The sequence below is a fragment of the Devosia yakushimensis genome, from assembly GCF_030159855.1.
In the GTDB taxonomy this organism is placed as follows: domain Bacteria; phylum Pseudomonadota; class Alphaproteobacteria; order Rhizobiales; family Devosiaceae; genus Devosia; species Devosia yakushimensis.
The window spans coordinates 700,160-715,156 of record NZ_BSNG01000001.1 but is presented as its reverse complement, the minus strand read 5'-3'; the positions used below and the strand labels follow the sequence as shown (position 1 = coordinate 715,156).

Sequence of the window (14,997 nt, the reverse complement as noted above, 5' to 3'; positions counted from 1 at the left end):
CCAAGGATGCAACAAAATGCGTACCAATCAACCAGCGGCGGTATAAGCCGTCTTCACCACGGTGAAGAACTCAGCCGCATACTTGCCCTGCTCGCGCGCGCCGTAGCTCGAGCCCTTGCGGCCGCCGAACGGTACGTGGAAATCCACACCTGCCGTCGGCACATTGACCATCACCATGCCGGCTTCAGCATTGCGCTTGAAATGCGTCGCATATTTCAGCGAGGTGGTGACGATACCGGCGCTGAGACCGAATTCGGTGTCATTGGCCGTCGCCAGCGCTTCTTCATAGTCCTTCACCCGGATGACCGAAGCCACCGGCCCAAAGATTTCCTCGCGCGAAATCCGCATGGAATTGGTCGCCTCGGTGAACAGCGTCGGCTGGAGGAAATAGCCCTCGGTCGCAGCCTTCACCAGCTCGCCGCCGGCCACCAGCTTGGCGCCTTCGGCCTTGCCGATGGCGATATAGTCGGTGTCCTGCTTGAGCTGGCTGGGGTCGACCACCGGGCCGATTTCCGTATCCTTGGCCAGTGCATCGCCAACCCGCAGGTTGCGGGTGCGCTCGGCCAACGCCTCGACGAACTTGTCGTGGATCCCCTCGGTCACGATCACGCGCGAAGAGGCCGTGCAGCGCTGCCCGGTCGAGAAGAAGGCCGACTGTGCCACGCTTTCGACCGCCACCTTGAGATCGGCATCATCCAGCACCACGGTCGGGTTCTTGCCACCCATTTCGAGCTGGAACTTGCGATTATGCTCGATCGAGGCAGCCGCAACGCGCTTGCCGGTGCCCACCGAACCGGTGAAGGAAATGGCGTTGACATCCTTGCTGTCGAGAATGGTCTGGCCTACGACCGAACCCTTGCCCATCACCAGGTTGAGCACGCCCTTGGGCAGCCCGTTGCGCACCAGGATATCGACAATGGCCCAGGTCGAACCGGGCACCAGATCGGCTGGCTTGATCACCACGGTATTGCCATAGGCCAGCGCCGGGGCAATCTTCCAGGTCGGAATGGCAATCGGGAAATTCCACGGCGTGATGATGCCGATCACCCCGATCGGCTCGCGCGTGATCTCGACACCCACGCCCGGACGCACGCTGGGCAGCACTTCGCCAGCCAGGCGCAGCACTTCACCGGCGAAGAAATCGAAAATCTGCGCCGCGCGCGTCACTTCGCCAATGCCTTCGGGCAGGGTCTTACCCTCTTCGCGGCTCAGCAGTTCGCCCAGCTCGGCCTTGCGCGCGATGATTTCCTGGCTGGTTTTGCTGAGGATCGCATGGCGCTCCAGAATCCCCGAACGCGACCAGGCCGGAAATGCGGCCTTGGCCGCGGCAATGGCCTGCTTGGTTTCCTCGGCGGTCGCGCGGGCATAAAGCCCCACCACTTCGGCCGTATTGGACGGGTTGATGTTCTCCACACCATCCGAGCCGATCCATTCCCCGTCGATGAGGTTCTTGTGCAATTGGGTCATATCATATGCCTTTCGGGGGGAGAGATCAGAGAAGATTTGCCTTGGCCAGATCGCGCAGCAAATGGCTGGCGCCATAGGTCCAGGGGGGACATTTGGTGGAGAGGTTCACCTTGTTAGATAGGGTGCCCAGCGACGATGTCGAGATCGAGACAGTGTCGCCAATTTTGTGGGTAAAACCCTTGCCGGCGCCGCCACGATCCTGCACCGGCGCGAACATGGTGCCCAGATAGAGCACCAGCCCGTCCGGATATTGATGATGCCCACCAATGGTGGCGGCCACGAGGGATTCGGGCGTGCGCGAAATCTGGCTCATCGAGGAATGCCCATCGAGTACGAAGCCATCTTCGCCTTCCACACGCAGCGCAATTTCAGCCTGCTTGATGGTTTCGAGCGTGAAATCGCCATCGAACAGGCGGATAAACGGCCCAAGCGAAGCCGAGGCATTATTGTCCTTGGCCTTGCCCAGCAGCAGCGCCGAGCGGCCTTCCACATCGCGCAGATTGACGTCATTGCCCAGCGTCGCGCCGATGATTTCGCCCTTGCTGGTCACCAGAACAGCCACTTCCGGCTCGGGATTGTTCCAGCTCGAAATCGGGTGCAGGCCCACTTCGGCGCCATAGCCCACCGAACTCATCGGCTGGCCCTTGGTGAAAATCTCGGCGTCCGGCCCGATCCCCACTTCGAGATACTGGCTCCACACGCCCTTTTCGATCAGCGCCGCCTTGACCTTGGCCGCCGTCTCCGAGCCCGGCACCAATTCGCTGAGATCGGTGCCGATCAACCCCAGGATTTCCCCGCGCAGCGCATCGGCCCTCGACTTATCCCCCCGTGCCTGTTCCTCGATTACTCTTTCGAGCAAGGACACCACAAAGGTCACGCCCGAGGCCTTGATCGATTGCAAATCGATAGGCGACAGCAGGACAGGAATGGACGCATCGGGCGTGGCCGCCGCGCTATTGGCCATGATGGCGTCGACGCCACCAAGCACCTGTCCGGCCGCATCACGCACATGCTCGGCAGCCGCCCCGGACTCGGCGATATCGCGCACCGTGGCCCGGCCCGCGCTGGTGATATCCACCAGCTGGTCGCCGCGCACAGTCACGATTCTGGGGTGGTCATGCCCGGCAATTCGGGCCCGGCCGACAAGCACCCCATCCGGATAAAGCCTCACGTCCAGTCTCCCCTAAAAACGCCAGGCTTGTGAGTAACCGGCAGTTCCCCCAGGCGCAAGTGCGGCGGACCTAAAGTCATACTTTTTGCTATGAACCGAATATCCACACGCGCGTTCAACTTGGGTTCATGTGCGCCGCAATACTGACGCAATGGATGGGGATTGCTCCCATCGCCACATTTTATGGAGGTTCCCATGCGTCGCCTTGCCGTTCTCGCCCCTCTCGCTCTTGTTGCCGGTTTCGCCATGCCAGCCTATGCCGGTTCGATTTCCATCGAGGGGCGCGGCGAAGTGACTGCCAAGCCCGATACGGCCTATGTTACCTCCGGGGTCACCACGCAGGGCGCCACCGCCCGCGAAGCGCTCGATCTCAACACCAAGGCCATGGCCGACCTGCTCGCCGCCCTCAAGGAATCCGGCATCGAAGCCCGCGATATCCAGACCTCCGGCTTCTCGGTCAGCCCCAATTACGTCTATTCCGACGCCCGCGACGAAAACGGCTATTCGCTGCCGCCCAAGATCCAGGGCTATCAGGTGTCCAACACCGTGACCGTGGTCGTACGCCAGCTCGACGGCCTGGGCGCCATCCTCGACAAGTCGGTCACTGTCGGCGCCAACACCATCAATGGCGTCAGCTTTGACGTTGCCGATCCCACAGCGCTCTACAACGAGGCCCGCAAGGCCGCTTTTGCCGACGCCCGCGCCAAGGCCGAGCTTTATGCCGACGTCGCCGGCAGCAAATTGGAAGAAATCAACTCGATCAGTGAGACTCAGGGCTTCAATCAGCCCCAGCCCGCTCCTATGTACGCAAGGGCACAGGCTGCCGACGCCGGTTCGGTTCCGGTCGAGTCCGGTGAATTGAGCTTTGCCATCAACGTGTCCGTCCAGTGGGAACTGGCCGACACCAGCAAATAAAACTAACCCTTTCCCCTCTCAACGAGGGGGGCTTGGGCGGTGGGGGCGGCTTTCGTAGTCACCCGCTCCCACCAACCCCATTTTTGGCCCGCCTGGCGCCGCGCACAAGCCAGACCAAGGTCTACCCGTTCACCACCGTCCAAACCATATTCAGCCCCACCACCACCAGGAAAACGGCAAAGACGTATTTCAGCGTCTTCTGGTCCAGCCGATGCGCCAGCGCCGCCCCCACCGGGGCAAACAGGGCAGCCAGCACCGCCACCAGCAGCAGCGCCACCAGGTTGATATAGCCCAGGCTCAGCGGCGGCAGCCCGGCAACACCCCAGCCCGAAATCACAAAACCCACCGTTCCCGAGATGGCGATTGCCACCCCGATGCCGGCCGATGTGCCCACCGCCGCATGCATGCTCGACCCGAACGCCACCAGCGTCGGCACGGTCAGTGATCCGCCGCCGATCCCCATCAGCGCCGAAATATATCCCACCACAAATGCCGAGATGCGGTGCGTCAGCGACGAGCCATTGAGATGCCCCATCAACCGGGTCTGGAACGCGAAGACGATATTGGCCGCGATGAGGAAAGCCATGACCGCGAAGACGATGCGCAGCACATCGCCTGAAAACCATCCGGCCATCAGTCCCCCGATAAACGTTCCCGCCACGATGAACGGTACCCACAGCCGCAGCACCTTCAAATCCAGCGCCCCGCGCTTGAAATGAGCGCGCGCACTCATGAAGCCGGTGGGAATGATGATCGCCAGCGATGTACCCACCGCCACATGCTGCACCACGTCGCTGTCATAACCCAGCACCATCAGCGCCGTGGAAAGCGCCGGCACGATGATGGCGCCGCCGCCAATGCCCAATAGTCCTGCCGCGATGCCCGAGGCCACGCCGGTGACCATCAGCCCCAGCACGAAGGGCCAATAAGTGGCCAACGCTGCCCAATCCATTACGCCTCACCGATGATATGCAGCACGATCTCGCGCCGATGCGGGCGCCTTCGATGCTCGAACAGATAAAGCCCCTGCCAGGTGCCGAACGCCGGCTCGCCCTCGGTAACCGGAATGCCGATGGAGGTCTGGGTCAATGCCGCCTTGATATGGGCCGGCATATCGTCCGGCCCCTCGGTGGTATGCACCAGCCAGTCCATGCCTTCGGGTACCAGGCGAGCGAAGAAGCCCTTGAGATCGGTCTGCACGTCGCTATCGGCGTTTTCCTGGATCAGTAAAGAGCAGGAGGTGTGACGCACATAGGCCGTCAGCAATCCCGTCGTAATGCCCGCCCCGCTAACGAAATCCCGCGCGGCGCGGCTGATCTCGTAGAGCCCTTGCCCCCGCGTTTCGATAGTGGTCGTTTCAATGGCTTGGTGCATGTCGATTCCGCGCCGTGGTCGGGTCGAATTAGCATGAAGCCGTCTCAAGCGCCAATCAGGCGCCCAAATCGTGCCATGATCCAGGAGGCGCCGACGAGCACGGTATTGCGGAACTCAGCCGCAAACCGCCGCGTTCTGGGCATTCCAGGGAGGGGATCGGTATTCACCGCCCGTTGTGAGTCATTCACACAGCGTTCAGATTGAACCGTGATGCTGATGCCAAACGTCCACCCGATCAGTCGACGACAAGAAGGATAACAACAATGCGCCTCAGAAATTGGCTCCTGACCGGCTCCAGCTTGACGCTGCTCACTGCAGCGCCGCTGGCCGTTCTCGCCCAGGACGCTCCGCAATTGCCGCAGCAATGTATCGATGCGGGCTTTACCACCATCGAGGAATGCATCGCGGCCCAGCCGGCCGAAGCCGCGCCAGAGCCCGCTCCTGCGCCCGAAGCCGCGCCTGAACCGGCACCCGAACCTGAACCGGCTCCAGCTCCTGAACCAGAGCCAGCCCCGGCGCCAGAGCCGGCCCCTGCACCAGAGCCCGCTCCGGAACCAGCCCCGGAAGCGGCTCCGGCTCCTGAAGTCGCGCCGGAACCTGCGCCCGAGCAGCCTGCTCCGGCCCCTGAGCCCGCGGCGGAACAGCCTGCGCCCGCTCCAGAACCGGCACCAGCGCCCGAACCTGCGCCAGAGCCTGCCCCGGCTCCCGAACCCGCTCCCGTCGAGCAGCCGGCCGCTGAACCTGCTCCGGTCGAGCAGCCTGCTGCCGAGCCCGCCCCTGCGGAACAGCCCGCCCCGGCCCCTGAAGTCGCGCCGGAACCCGCTCCCGAACAACCTGCTCCGGCCCCCGAGCCCGCGGCTGAACAGCCTGCGCCCGCTCCAGAACCGGCACCGGCCCCCGAGCCCGCTCCCGTCGAGCAGCCCGCAGCCGAACAGCCTGCTCCCCAGGTCGACATCTCTGCCGATCTGCGTGCCCAGGTGGATATCTACAATGCCGCGGTCGCCGACCTGATGTCGGGCGGTGACGCAGCCGCCGCGCAAAGCCAGATCGACGGCGCCCGCAACCAGATCGCCGCGCTTTGCGCCCAGACCGGCAATAGCGATATCGACGCCTGCCTGGCCGCCTATGGCCTGTCCCTGCCTGCCGTGCCCGGCATCCAGCCGACGGCTCCGGCCGAGCAGCCTGCCGCTCCGGCCGAACAGCCCGCGATGGATCCGGCTCAGCCCCCGGCAGCCGAAACCCTGCCGGCTGAGCCCGCCGAGGTCATCGAAACCCTGCCCGAGGGCATTACCCAGGAGCAGATCGCTCCAGTGCTCGATAGCGCCAAGGACGTCGAGGCAGCCCCGGCCGTAGAAGGTCAACCCGCGGTCGAGATTCAGCCACAGCCTGTCCCCGAAACGCCCCCGGCGCCCCCGCCGGTCGATGACGCCGCCGCCCAGGCCGCTTTCGAAGTACCCGAAGAGGCCGCGCTGCGCTCTGCCGTTCAGGAAGAGGGCCAGGCTGTCGAAATCCAGGCCCTGCAGCCCCAACAGGTGCCGCAGAACGTCACGATCATCAACCAGACCAACGTGGTCAACAACATCGTCAACAACAATACGAATGTGACCAACAACACGCAGAACAACACCGTCATCAACCAGCAGAACAATACGCAGGTCATCCAGCAGGGCGGCTTCGGCGACACTCTGACCCAGGTGATCCTGCAGATCGGCACCCAGCTCATCGTCAACACCCCCGGCCAGGACACTGACCGCTTCTATGATCCGGGTGCGGACGAGGTCTATTACGAGCAGCTGAGCAATGGCCGATACCGCGAGACCGTGACCCGTCCCGACGGCAGCCAGATCGTGACTGTCCGCAATCGCAATGGCGACATCCTGCGCCGCTCGCGCTTCACCCCGGATGGCCGCGAATATGTGCTGGCCTATTTCGATGACCGTTATGACGACCAGCTGCTCGAATGGCGTGATCCGGGCCTCGACCTGCCCCCGCTCCGGCTCAATATTCCGGTGCAGGACTACGTGCTCGATTCCCGCTATGCCGACGAGCAGCAGGTGGAAGTCTTCTTCCGCCAGCCTCCCGTCGAGCAGGTCGCCCGTCTCTACTCCATCGACGAGGTCAAGCGTTCGGCCCGCGTCCGCGACAGCGTGCGCAAGCTCGAAGTGGGCGGTCTGACCTTCGATACCGGCGCGGCCACCATCAGCCGCGATCAGGTCAGTGCCCTGTCCAACGTTGCCAACGGCATGTTGCAGCTGCTGGCCGCCAATCCGGGCGAGACCTTCCTCATCGAAGGCCACACCGATGCCGTGGGTTCGGAAATCTCCAACCTGCAACTCTCGGACCTGCGTGCGGCCACGGTCGCCCGCATCCTGACCGACTTCTACGGCGTGCCGCCGGAAAACCTGGCCACCCAGGGCTATGGCGAACGCTACCTCAAGATCCGCACCGAACGTGCGGAGCGGGAAAACCGTCGCGTCACTATCCGCCGCATCACCCCGCTGATCACCGTCGCCAGCAACTAGGCGAGCAGCAGGACAAATACGAAGGCCGGGCAGTTAGCCCGGCCTTTTTGTTGGGCACCCACCCAGAATGGCCACCAGCCCGTCCCTCCCCCTATCAGGGGGAGGCTAGGAGGGGGTATCCCCTCAAGTAAGCGACAAATCCACTCCCACCTTGCCACCGCCACAAAAATTGCTATGGCTTCCTCCGGCCCCGGAGCGCGATATGAAGCAATTGGAACTCTTTCTCGAAAACATCATCCTGGCGTCGCGCTGGCTGCTGGTGATCTTCTATATCGGTCTCGGCATCGCGCTGGCCCTCTACGCGGTCACTTTTGCCTACAAGCTCTGGGATTTCGCCTCCCACATGTTCGGCATGGACGAGACCGACGCTATCCTCAAGGTTCTCAGCCTGATCGACGCCGCACTGATTGCGAGCCTAGTCGTCATGGTCATCATCTCCGGCTACGAGAACTATGTCTCGCGCTTCGACGATGGCGGGGACGTGCACTGGCTCGGCCAGATCGATTCCGGCTCGCTCAAGATCAAGGTCGCCTCCACCATCGTGGCGATTTCCTCGATCCACCTGCTGCAGATTTTCCTCAACGTGCCGCAATACAGCAGCCAGAACATCATGTGGTATACCATCATCCACCTGGTATTCGTCTTCTCGGCCCTGTTCCTGGCCCTGATCGATCGCATTTCCCGGAAGCCCGCGGCCAAGGAAAAGACCCCGGAACTCTAAAAAATCTTCCGGCGCGCGCAAGAAACCGCCGCCTGACGCATTTTTCTGGCTAACGATCCCCTTGAATCAAAAGCACAATTCCGGCCCGTGGCGGGCGTGGAATAGCGTGATCACGTAAATGGGAACAAAAACAAAAAGCCGGCGTTTCTTTCCTACGGTGAAACAAAGGAGCGAACTCATGGCTAACCCTGACCGCGATACCGTTTATACCAACGATGGCAACCGTACCGTTTATACGCGCGAGAGCAGCGGAACGGGCTGGTTCGTTGGCATCATCGTTGCCCTTGCGCTGCTGGCCATCGGCTATCTTGTCTTCTCGGCCAATTCTGGCCCCTCGACCCCGGCCACCGGCACTAGCGCACCGGCCGTTGAAAGCACGGCGCCCGCCCCGATGACGGAGGCTCCGGCCGCCCCCGCGGCAACGCCGGCTCCCACTGATGCGGCGCCCGCCGCCGAACCGGCTACCCCGGCTCCGGCAGCTGAACCGGCCACTCCGGCTCCGGCCGCTGATCCGGCTACGCCTGCCCCGGCGATGTAACAACAGCTCTCATTGCCGTCGGCCCTCCCTCCGATGGCAAAAAAAGGCCCTGGCTCGTCCGGGGCCTTTTCCTTTTGCGCCTTGCCACAGCCGCATTCGATGCCCATCTCGGAGACACCATCAACCAGGGGGAACGCCCGTGTTCAATATCGACCAGATCGTCAAAGCCCTTCAGACCGATAAGAACGCCCAGCGCACGGCCATGACCGGCGCAGCGGGCCTCGCCGCCGGCATGCTGCTCAGCGGCGGCGGCCTCGGCAAGCTCGCCGGCAACGCCGTCAAGATCGGCGCCGTAGCCGCAGTCGGCGGCCTTGCCTACAAGGCCTGGCAGAACCACCAGCAAAATCAGGCCGGCGCTGCCACGGCCCAGCCCAGCGAAGATGCCTTCATTCCTGCCCCCAGCGATCAGCATGGCCAGGAAGAACTCGGCAAGTCCCTGGTCCGCGCCATGATCGCCGCCGCCAAGGCCGATGGCCGCATCGATGCCGACGAAAAGGAAGCCATCTTCGCCAAGCTCGAAGGCATGTCGCTCAGCGCCGACGAAAAGGCCTGGGTCTTCGATGAGCTCTCCAGCCCCCTCGACATCAATGCCGTCGTCGCCCGCGCCGATACTCCCGAGCACGCCGCCGAAATCTACGCCGCGTCCCTCATCGCCATCACGGCCGACACGGCCTCCGAGCGCGCCTATCTCGATGCCCTGGCCAGCAAGCTCAAGCTCCCGCCGGCTCTCATCGCCGAAATCCACAAAACCGCAGGCGAAAAAGCGCCCGAGCCCGCCCAGGCTCCCCCGGCGCCCTGGGCCTATACGCCCTCCGGCAGCAACGTCTAACCTGCCAGGCGCCTTGGTTCTCCCTGGCGAGAACCAAGGCGCCGCAGTTACATTGGTGTGCGTTCTTGATCGTGCCGAGGCCCCGGGCCATGTCTGCGGCAACACAAGAGGTCACACCATGGAACTCGGACTCTATTCCTTCGCTGAAAACACTCCCGATCCCCTGAACGGCGGCCACCTGCAGAGCCCCGCCGAACGTCTTAAGGACCTGCTGGAAGAAATCGAGCTGGCCGACCAGCTCGGCCTCAGCTTTTACGGCCTGGGCGAGCATCACCGCCCCGACTACACCGCCTCGTCACCTGTGACGATCCTGGCTGCCGCCGCCGCGCGCACCAAGTCGATCCGCCTCTCCACCGCCGTCACCGTGCTCAGCTCGGAAGACCCGGTGCGGGTCTATCAGCAATTCGCCACGCTCGATAACCTCAGCAATGGCCGTGCCGAGATCATGGCTGGCCGTGGCTCGTTCATCGAAAGCTTTCCCCTCTTCGGGCTCGATCTCAACGATTACGACGCCCTGTTCGAGGAAAAGCTCGAAATGCTGCTGAAAATCCGTGAAGGCGGCAAAGTCACCTGGCCCGGCAGCACGCATACCAAGCCAATCCCCGGCATTGCCATTTATCCCGTGCCCGTCCAACAGCCCTTGCCGCTCTGGATCGCCGTCGGCGGCACGCCCAATTCCGTCGCCCGCGCCGCCTATTATGGCCTGCCCCTGATGATCGCCATCATCGGCGGCCAGCCGCGCCAGTTTGCCCCGCTGGTCGAATTCTATCGCGAAACCGCCGAAAAGGTCGGGCGCGATCCCAAGGCCCTGCCCGTCGGCATCAGCTCGCACGGCTTCATCGCCGCCGACAGCCAGGATGCCCGCGACATCGCCTTCCCCGCCCATGGCGAGGCCATGAGCCGCATCGGCAAGGAACGCGGCTGGCCGCCCACCACCCGCGCCCAATTCGACGCCGGCGCCACGCCCAACGGCGCCTATTTCATGGGGTCGCCGCAGGAAGTCATCGACAAGATCCTGATGCAGCACGAATGGTTCAAGCACGACCGCTTCGGCCTGCAATTCAGCGTCGGCACCCTGCCCCACGACAAGGTCATGAAGGCCATCGAGCTCTACGGCACCGTGGTCAAGCCGGCAGTGGACAAGGCCTTGGGCTAGCCGCCTGCACCCACCGGTGCCTCAGTCGTCACCCTCCCCCTTGTGGGGAGGGAAGCGAGATAGGACTTAGCCCTTGCTAAGTCCGTGATCGAGCAGGGTGGGGGGTGTGCGCAGCATACTCGACACTCCCGGTGTCATAGCCTGTGGGCTGGTCATCCCCCCAAACTATTCGGCGGGTGTGCCAAACCAGTCATGCCGCACCCGTGGCTCCGGCAATAGTCGCCGGATCAATACCGCCAGGGGATGCGGCCGCGTGGGGCTATGCTTATTGCCCTCGCGACGCCGCGCCGCCTCGATCTCAGCCTCGACATCGGGATGGATGCAGGCCTCACGCGTAATATTCTCGAAGTGATATGGTGCAGGGATCATCTCTCATCTCCCGTTTTGCGCTATTTCCAATTGTCGATCAGGACATCGTCAGGATGCGGCGCACCCTTGCCTGTCTCGACCAGTGATTTGAGGCTCATCAGGAACGTGCCCCATTTGGTGCTGCAGTGGTGCATGAACTCCACCGGCTCCTTCCAGCCCATATGCTTGAAGAGCACGATGGCGTAGTCGCCTTCCTGCTTGAGGTCGAAAGCGATCCTGGTGCCGATCCATTCGGCCGGCCCACCGGTCACTTCCCAGAGCACACGCTTGCTCGGTTCGAGTTCGAGCACCTTCATGTCGAAGCCACCCGCCTCACCGAACCGGAACCGGAGTTCGCCGCCGGCCCTGGTGTCACCCTGCGTATCGATGGTCCACCAGCCCGCCAGCCCCTTGATGGTGCTGAGCGCGGCATAGACCTCGCTGGTAGAGGGCGACAGGATTCCAACTCTGTGTAGAATGTCAGCCATTGCGGTTCTCCTCGTGCTGGCCGTTTCGATGCAAGGAGGCTAGGGCAGGAACGTCGGGAGGTGGGAGTTACAAGTGTGGCGGGATTCCGATGGACGCCCTGATCGCGGCCGCAGCGCGGGCCCTCGCCACGGGTGACATCCTTGGCGCCCTGAAGCGCGTTGCCCTGCGCGACGACGGCCCCGCCCTGGCCCTGCGCGGCATCGCCATGGCCCAACTCGGCGACCTTGCCCGCTCCAAGGCGCTGCTCAAAAGCGCGGCCCGGGCATTCGGTCCGAAAGAAGCCGTCGCCCGCGCCAGATGCAGTGTTGCCGAGGCAGAAATCGCCTTCGTATCGCGCGAACTGAGCTGGCCCTTGGCCACGCTCGCTGCGGCGCGTGCAACGCTGGAACAGCGCGGCGACCGCATCAACGCGATCCATGCATTGCATCTCGAAGTGCGCCGCATGCTGCTGCTGGGCCAATTGGATGAGGCCGAGCAGAGGCTGGGTGCGCCGGCCCCCGCGCCAATCCCGCCCGCCCTCACGGCCGCCCATCACATGATTGTCGCCGGCATCGCCATGCGCCGGCTGCAGGCGGCGCCGGCCCGCGCCGCCCTGGCCCAGGCGCATCAGGCCGCCCGCCAGGCCGGCATTGGCGCATTGGTCGCCGAAGTGGAGACGGCCTCCGCAATCTTGGAAGCGCCAGCCGCACGCCTGATTGCCGGCGGCAAGGAACGCCTTCTCCGCATCGACGATGTCGAGACCCTGCTGGCCTCCGATGCCCTCATCATCGACGCCAACCGCAACCTCGTGCGCAGCACAGAGACCATAATCGCCCTGGCCGCCCGCCCGGTTCTCTTCGCGCTGGTTCGCACCCTTGCCGAGGCCTGGCCGCACGATGTCACGAGGGAGACGCTGCTTATCCGCGCGTTTGGCGCCAGGCATGCCGATGAATCGCACCGGGCGAGGCTCCGCGTCGAAATCGGCCGGCTTCGCGCCGCGCTTCGGCCGCTCGCCAATATCGTGGCCACCAAGCGCGGTTTCGCCCTCAAGCCGCGCCGCAAATGCGAGGTCATCGTCCTCGCGCCCCCGGTCGAGGAGCGTCACGCCAATGTCCTGGCCCTGCTTGCCGATGGCGAGGCCTGGTCCAGTTCGGCCCTGGCCATCGCGCTGGGAGCCAGCGCCCGCACCGTGCAGCGCGCCCTGGAAGAGCTGTCGGCCAGCGGCAAGGCCCAGTCTTTCGGCCGCGGCCGCGCCCTGCGCTGGATCACCCCGCCGCTGCCCGCTTTCCCGACAATCTTGTTACTCCCGGGTCCGCTTCCCGGTGGCTAGGCTCTCATCAGGCAACAAACCGAATGGGATAGCATCATGAAAACCATGGCTGCAGAAATACTGAACGAATACGGCCCCTACCCCGGCGTCGATAACGTCCACGGCGTCACCTTCGACGGCAATCATGTCTGGTTCGCCTCCGGCGACCGGATCAATGCCATCGACCCCGACAGCGGCGCAGCGGTGCGCTCGCTCGACGCCGCCGCCTATGCCGGAACGGCCTTTGACGGCCAGCATCTCTATCAGATCGCCGAAAACCGGATCGACAAGATCGACCCGGCAACCGGCCGCGTACTCGCCTCCATCCCGGGCCCGGCGGGCGGCGGTGAATCCGGCCTGGCCTGGGCCGAAGGCACCCTCTGGGTCGGCGAATACCAGGGCCGCAAGATTCACCAGGTCGATCCCGAAACCGGCAAAATCCTGCGCACTATCGAATCGAACCGGTTCGTCACCGGCGTCACCTGGGTCGATGGCGACCTCTGGCACGGCACCTGGCAGGACGATAAAGGCGACGTGCGCCATATCGATCCCAGCACCGGCGAGGTCCTGGAAGTGCTCGAAATGCCCGCCGGCATTGGCGTGTCCGGCCTTGAATCCGACGGCGCCGGCCGCTTCTTCTGCGGTGGTGGCAGCGATGGAAAGCTGCGCGCCATCCGCCGGCCCGAGCGCGTGTCCTAGAGCATGTCTCCCAAAAGTGGTTGCCGGTTTTGGGAGAAAGACATGCGTCAAACAAGGAATCTAAAGCGCACAGAGCGAATCCTTGAGATCGCGACGCGCTTTAGGTCCACGTCACATCCGCTTCATCGGCCCGTCCTAACTTTTCCTGATTGACGCGCCGCTCCATCCGGGGCGGCGACATCAGGAGAAATCAGCATGTTTGCCAAACCATTTTGGGCGGTCCTCCCCCTGGCCGCCACGATGCTCGCCGCCCCGGCCCTCGCCCAGGAAGAGCCGCCCACCATGAGCTCGGAAGTTCTGGGCAGCTACGTCATCCCCGAAATCAACCAGGGCATTGGCGTCGACGCCGAACATTTCTACGCCATCGATAACACCACCATCGCCAAATATACCAAGGACACCCAGGAGCGGGTGGCGATGAAGGATTATGAGGATATCGGCGCCATTCACTTCGATAGTGCTGCGGTGGTCGACGGCAAGATCTACGTCGCCCACTCCAATTACCCCATCTGGCCGATGACCAGCTCGCTCGAAATCTTCGATGCGGCCACGCTCGATCACCTCGAAAGCCACAGCTTCGGCATCCAGATCGGCTCTTTCACCTGGGTCGATCAGGCGCCCGATGGCTCCTGGTGGGGCGGCTTTGCCAATTACAATCGCGTCTTCGACAAGAGCCCGATTGCCTATGGCAACAAATACAACACCCAGGTCGTCAAGTTCGACGCCGATTGGCAGGTCGAACAGGCCTATGTCATCCCCGATGTCGTCGTCGAGAAATTCGACGACATGTCCAATTCGGGCGGTTCCTGGGGTCCCGATGGCCACCTCTATCTCAGCGGCCACGACCCAGCCGAAGCCTATGTGATGGACATTCCGGCCATAGGCTCGACCCTCAAATGGATCGGCACCGTGCCTCTGGAGATCGCCGGCCAGGGCATCGCCTGGGACCGCTCCCAGCCCGACGTGATCTACGGCTTCGTGCGCGAAACCAATACGGTCACCGTCAACAAGGTCGATCTCACCAGCCTAAAATAGCCGTGTGAGAAGAAGCACCTATGGCGTCAGGCGAAGGCTCTCCGCCAATTGCCTGATTGCCACCTCGGCCCCCGCGTCGTCCACGCCGGCCTTATGGCTGCAAAGCAGGGTCGCCACGCCCTCGGCGGGTCGCCACAGCAGGAATTGGGCGGCGAGCCCACCGCCCTTGCTCTCCATCGCATAGCGCGCCGAGGCCCATTCGGAGCCGCCAAAGGACACGACGGCCGGTCCCTCGATCCGCTTGCCATCCACGATTTTTCCCGCACCGGCAAGGTTCTCGCGATCCCCGGCAATCCGGGCCGCCACCGAAAAATCGATCTGCCCCCAGGGAACGAGCGCCTCATCCACCAGGTCTTCCACCCGGCCCGGCCCCGGTTCCGGGATCACCTCATGCACGCAGATCACCTGCGTCTGGGCGCAGGCATCGTCGCAGGAATAGCGCATG

At 63.5% G+C, this 14,997-nt stretch carries 16 protein-coding genes; 9 read left to right on the top strand and 7 right to left on the bottom strand.

Annotation, left to right across the window (positions count from 1 at the left end; genetic code table 11):
• Positions 1-27 precede the first annotated feature (27 nt).
• Complete coding sequence (locus QQL79_RS03400; RefSeq protein ID WP_284387918.1) at positions 28-1,467, bottom strand: aldehyde dehydrogenase family protein; 1,440 nt, start codon at positions 1,465-1,467, stop codon at positions 28-30.
• Between the two features lie 25 nt (positions 1,468-1,492).
• The gene (locus tag QQL79_RS03395; protein WP_284387916.1) at positions 1,493-2,638 is read right to left on the bottom strand and encodes a fumarylacetoacetate hydrolase family protein; all 1,146 of its coding nucleotides are present in this window, start codon (positions 2,636-2,638) and stop codon (positions 1,493-1,495) included.
• Between the two features lie 195 nt (positions 2,639-2,833).
• On the opposite strand from QQL79_RS03395, the gene QQL79_RS03390 reads away from it, so the two are divergent.
• Positions 2,834-3,553: an SIMPL domain-containing protein gene (locus tag QQL79_RS03390; RefSeq protein WP_284387914.1), complete on the top strand. Its 720-nt coding sequence runs from the start codon at positions 2,834-2,836 to the stop codon at positions 3,551-3,553.
• A gap of 121 nt (positions 3,554-3,674) precedes the next feature.
• Here QQL79_RS03390 and QQL79_RS03385 read toward each other — a convergent pair whose 3' ends face one another.
• Together QQL79_RS03385 and QQL79_RS03380 are read right to left on the bottom strand one after the other, a co-directional pair.
• Positions 3,675-4,505 carry a sulfite exporter TauE/SafE family protein gene (locus tag QQL79_RS03385; protein WP_284387912.1) on the bottom strand — a complete coding sequence of 277 codons (831 nt, stop codon included), beginning with the start codon at positions 4,503-4,505 and terminating at the stop codon, positions 3,675-3,677.
• Entirely contained in the window at positions 4,505-4,927 is a 423-nt protein-coding gene (locus tag QQL79_RS03380; protein WP_284387911.1) for a secondary thiamine-phosphate synthase enzyme YjbQ, read from the bottom strand. Before QQL79_RS03380 ends, QQL79_RS03385 begins: the two co-directional genes overlap by 1 nt.
• Before the next feature lie 263 nt (positions 4,928-5,190).
• Between QQL79_RS03380 and QQL79_RS03375 the strand changes: the two genes are divergently transcribed.
• The 5 genes from QQL79_RS03375 to QQL79_RS03355 all read left to right on the top strand — a co-directional run bounded on the left by QQL79_RS03375 (position 5,191) and on the right by QQL79_RS03355 (position 10,693).
• Complete coding sequence (locus QQL79_RS03375) at positions 5,191-7,449, top strand: OmpA family protein (protein ID WP_284387909.1); 2,259 nt, start codon at positions 5,191-5,193, stop codon at positions 7,447-7,449.
• 202 nt (positions 7,450-7,651) lie between these two features.
• Positions 7,652-8,170, top strand: a complete 519-nt coding sequence (locus tag QQL79_RS03370; RefSeq protein ID WP_284387907.1) for a TIGR00645 family protein — start codon at positions 7,652-7,654, stop codon at positions 8,168-8,170.
• Between the two features lie 178 nt (positions 8,171-8,348).
• A complete protein-coding gene (locus QQL79_RS03365; protein ID WP_284387906.1) occupies positions 8,349-8,708 on the top strand; it encodes a hypothetical protein in 360 nt (119 codons plus the stop codon).
• Between the two features lie 139 nt (positions 8,709-8,847).
• Complete coding sequence (locus QQL79_RS03360) at positions 8,848-9,537, top strand: tellurite resistance TerB family protein (RefSeq protein ID WP_284387904.1); 690 nt, start codon at positions 8,848-8,850, stop codon at positions 9,535-9,537.
• A 118-nt stretch (positions 9,538-9,655) separates the two neighbouring features.
• Positions 9,656-10,693 carry an LLM class flavin-dependent oxidoreductase gene (locus QQL79_RS03355; protein ID WP_284387903.1) on the top strand — a complete coding sequence of 346 codons (1,038 nt, stop codon included), beginning with the start codon at positions 9,656-9,658 and terminating at the stop codon, positions 10,691-10,693.
• Positions 10,694-10,858: 165 nt separating this feature from the next.
• On the opposite strand, the gene QQL79_RS03350 is transcribed toward QQL79_RS03355, so the two are convergent.
• Both QQL79_RS03350 and QQL79_RS03345 read right to left on the bottom strand, forming a co-directional pair.
• Entirely contained in the window at positions 10,859-11,062 is a 204-nt protein-coding gene (locus tag QQL79_RS03350) for a hypothetical protein (RefSeq protein ID WP_284387901.1), read from the bottom strand.
• Between the two features lie 20 nt (positions 11,063-11,082).
• A complete protein-coding gene (locus QQL79_RS03345; protein WP_284387899.1) occupies positions 11,083-11,529 on the bottom strand; it encodes an SRPBCC family protein in 447 nt (148 codons plus the stop codon).
• A gap of 89 nt (positions 11,530-11,618) precedes the next feature.
• On the opposite strand from QQL79_RS03345, the gene QQL79_RS03340 reads away from it, so the two are divergent.
• From QQL79_RS03340 to QQL79_RS03330, 3 genes are all read left to right on the top strand, one after another.
• Positions 11,619-12,839, top strand: coding sequence for a winged helix-turn-helix domain-containing protein (locus tag QQL79_RS03340; protein ID WP_284387898.1), 1,221 nt, complete (start codon positions 11,619-11,621; stop codon positions 12,837-12,839).
• Positions 12,840-12,875: 36 nt separating this feature from the next.
• Positions 12,876-13,517: a Vgb family protein gene (locus QQL79_RS03335; protein WP_284387897.1), complete on the top strand. Its 642-nt coding sequence runs from the start codon at positions 12,876-12,878 to the stop codon at positions 13,515-13,517.
• A 195-nt stretch (positions 13,518-13,712) separates the two neighbouring features.
• Positions 13,713-14,552, top strand: a complete 840-nt coding sequence (locus QQL79_RS03330) for a cycloisomerase (protein WP_284387896.1) — start codon at positions 13,713-13,715, stop codon at positions 14,550-14,552.
• 18 nt (positions 14,553-14,570) lie between these two features.
• On the opposite strand, the gene QQL79_RS03325 is transcribed toward QQL79_RS03330, so the two are convergent.
• The gene (locus tag QQL79_RS03325; protein ID WP_284387895.1) at positions 14,571-14,996 is read right to left on the bottom strand and encodes a hypothetical protein; all 426 of its coding nucleotides are present in this window, start codon (positions 14,994-14,996) and stop codon (positions 14,571-14,573) included.
• Between the last annotated feature and the right edge of the window lies 1 nt (position 14,997).

Bases quoted from the DNA above. Each gene is read 5' to 3' on its own strand.
- QQL79_RS03350 (WP_284387901.1), bottom strand. From the start codon at position 11,062: ATGATCCCTGCACCATATCACTTCGAGAATATTACGCGTGAGGCCTGC.
- QQL79_RS03390 (WP_284387914.1), top strand. From the start codon at position 2,834: ATGCGTCGCCTTGCCGTTCTCGCCCCTCTCGCTCTTGTTGCCGGTTTC.
- QQL79_RS03365 (WP_284387906.1), top strand. From the start codon at position 8,349: ATGGCTAACCCTGACCGCGATACCGTTTATACCAACGATGGCAACCGT.
- QQL79_RS03400 (WP_284387918.1), bottom strand. From the start codon at position 1,467: ATGACCCAATTGCACAAGAACCTCATCGACGGGGAATGGATCGGCTCG.
- QQL79_RS03380 (WP_284387911.1), bottom strand. From the start codon at position 4,927: ATGCACCAAGCCATTGAAACGACCACTATCGAAACGCGGGGGCAAGGG.
- QQL79_RS03345 (WP_284387899.1), bottom strand. From the start codon at position 11,529: ATGGCTGACATTCTACACAGAGTTGGAATCCTGTCGCCCTCTACCAGC.
- QQL79_RS03375 (WP_284387909.1), top strand. From the start codon at position 5,191: ATGCGCCTCAGAAATTGGCTCCTGACCGGCTCCAGCTTGACGCTGCTC.
- QQL79_RS03335 (WP_284387897.1), top strand. From the start codon at position 12,876: ATGAAAACCATGGCTGCAGAAATACTGAACGAATACGGCCCCTACCCC.
- QQL79_RS03355 (WP_284387903.1), top strand. From the start codon at position 9,656: ATGGAACTCGGACTCTATTCCTTCGCTGAAAACACTCCCGATCCCCTG.
- QQL79_RS03370 (WP_284387907.1), top strand. From the start codon at position 7,652: ATGAAGCAATTGGAACTCTTTCTCGAAAACATCATCCTGGCGTCGCGC.
- QQL79_RS03330 (WP_284387896.1), top strand. From the start codon at position 13,713: ATGTTTGCCAAACCATTTTGGGCGGTCCTCCCCCTGGCCGCCACGATG.
- QQL79_RS03325 (WP_284387895.1), bottom strand. From the start codon at position 14,996: ATGCGCTATTCCTGCGACGATGCCTGCGCCCAGACGCAGGTGATCTGC.
- QQL79_RS03340 (WP_284387898.1), top strand. From the start codon at position 11,619: ATGGACGCCCTGATCGCGGCCGCAGCGCGGGCCCTCGCCACGGGTGAC.
- QQL79_RS03385 (WP_284387912.1), bottom strand. From the start codon at position 4,505: ATGGATTGGGCAGCGTTGGCCACTTATTGGCCCTTCGTGCTGGGGCTG.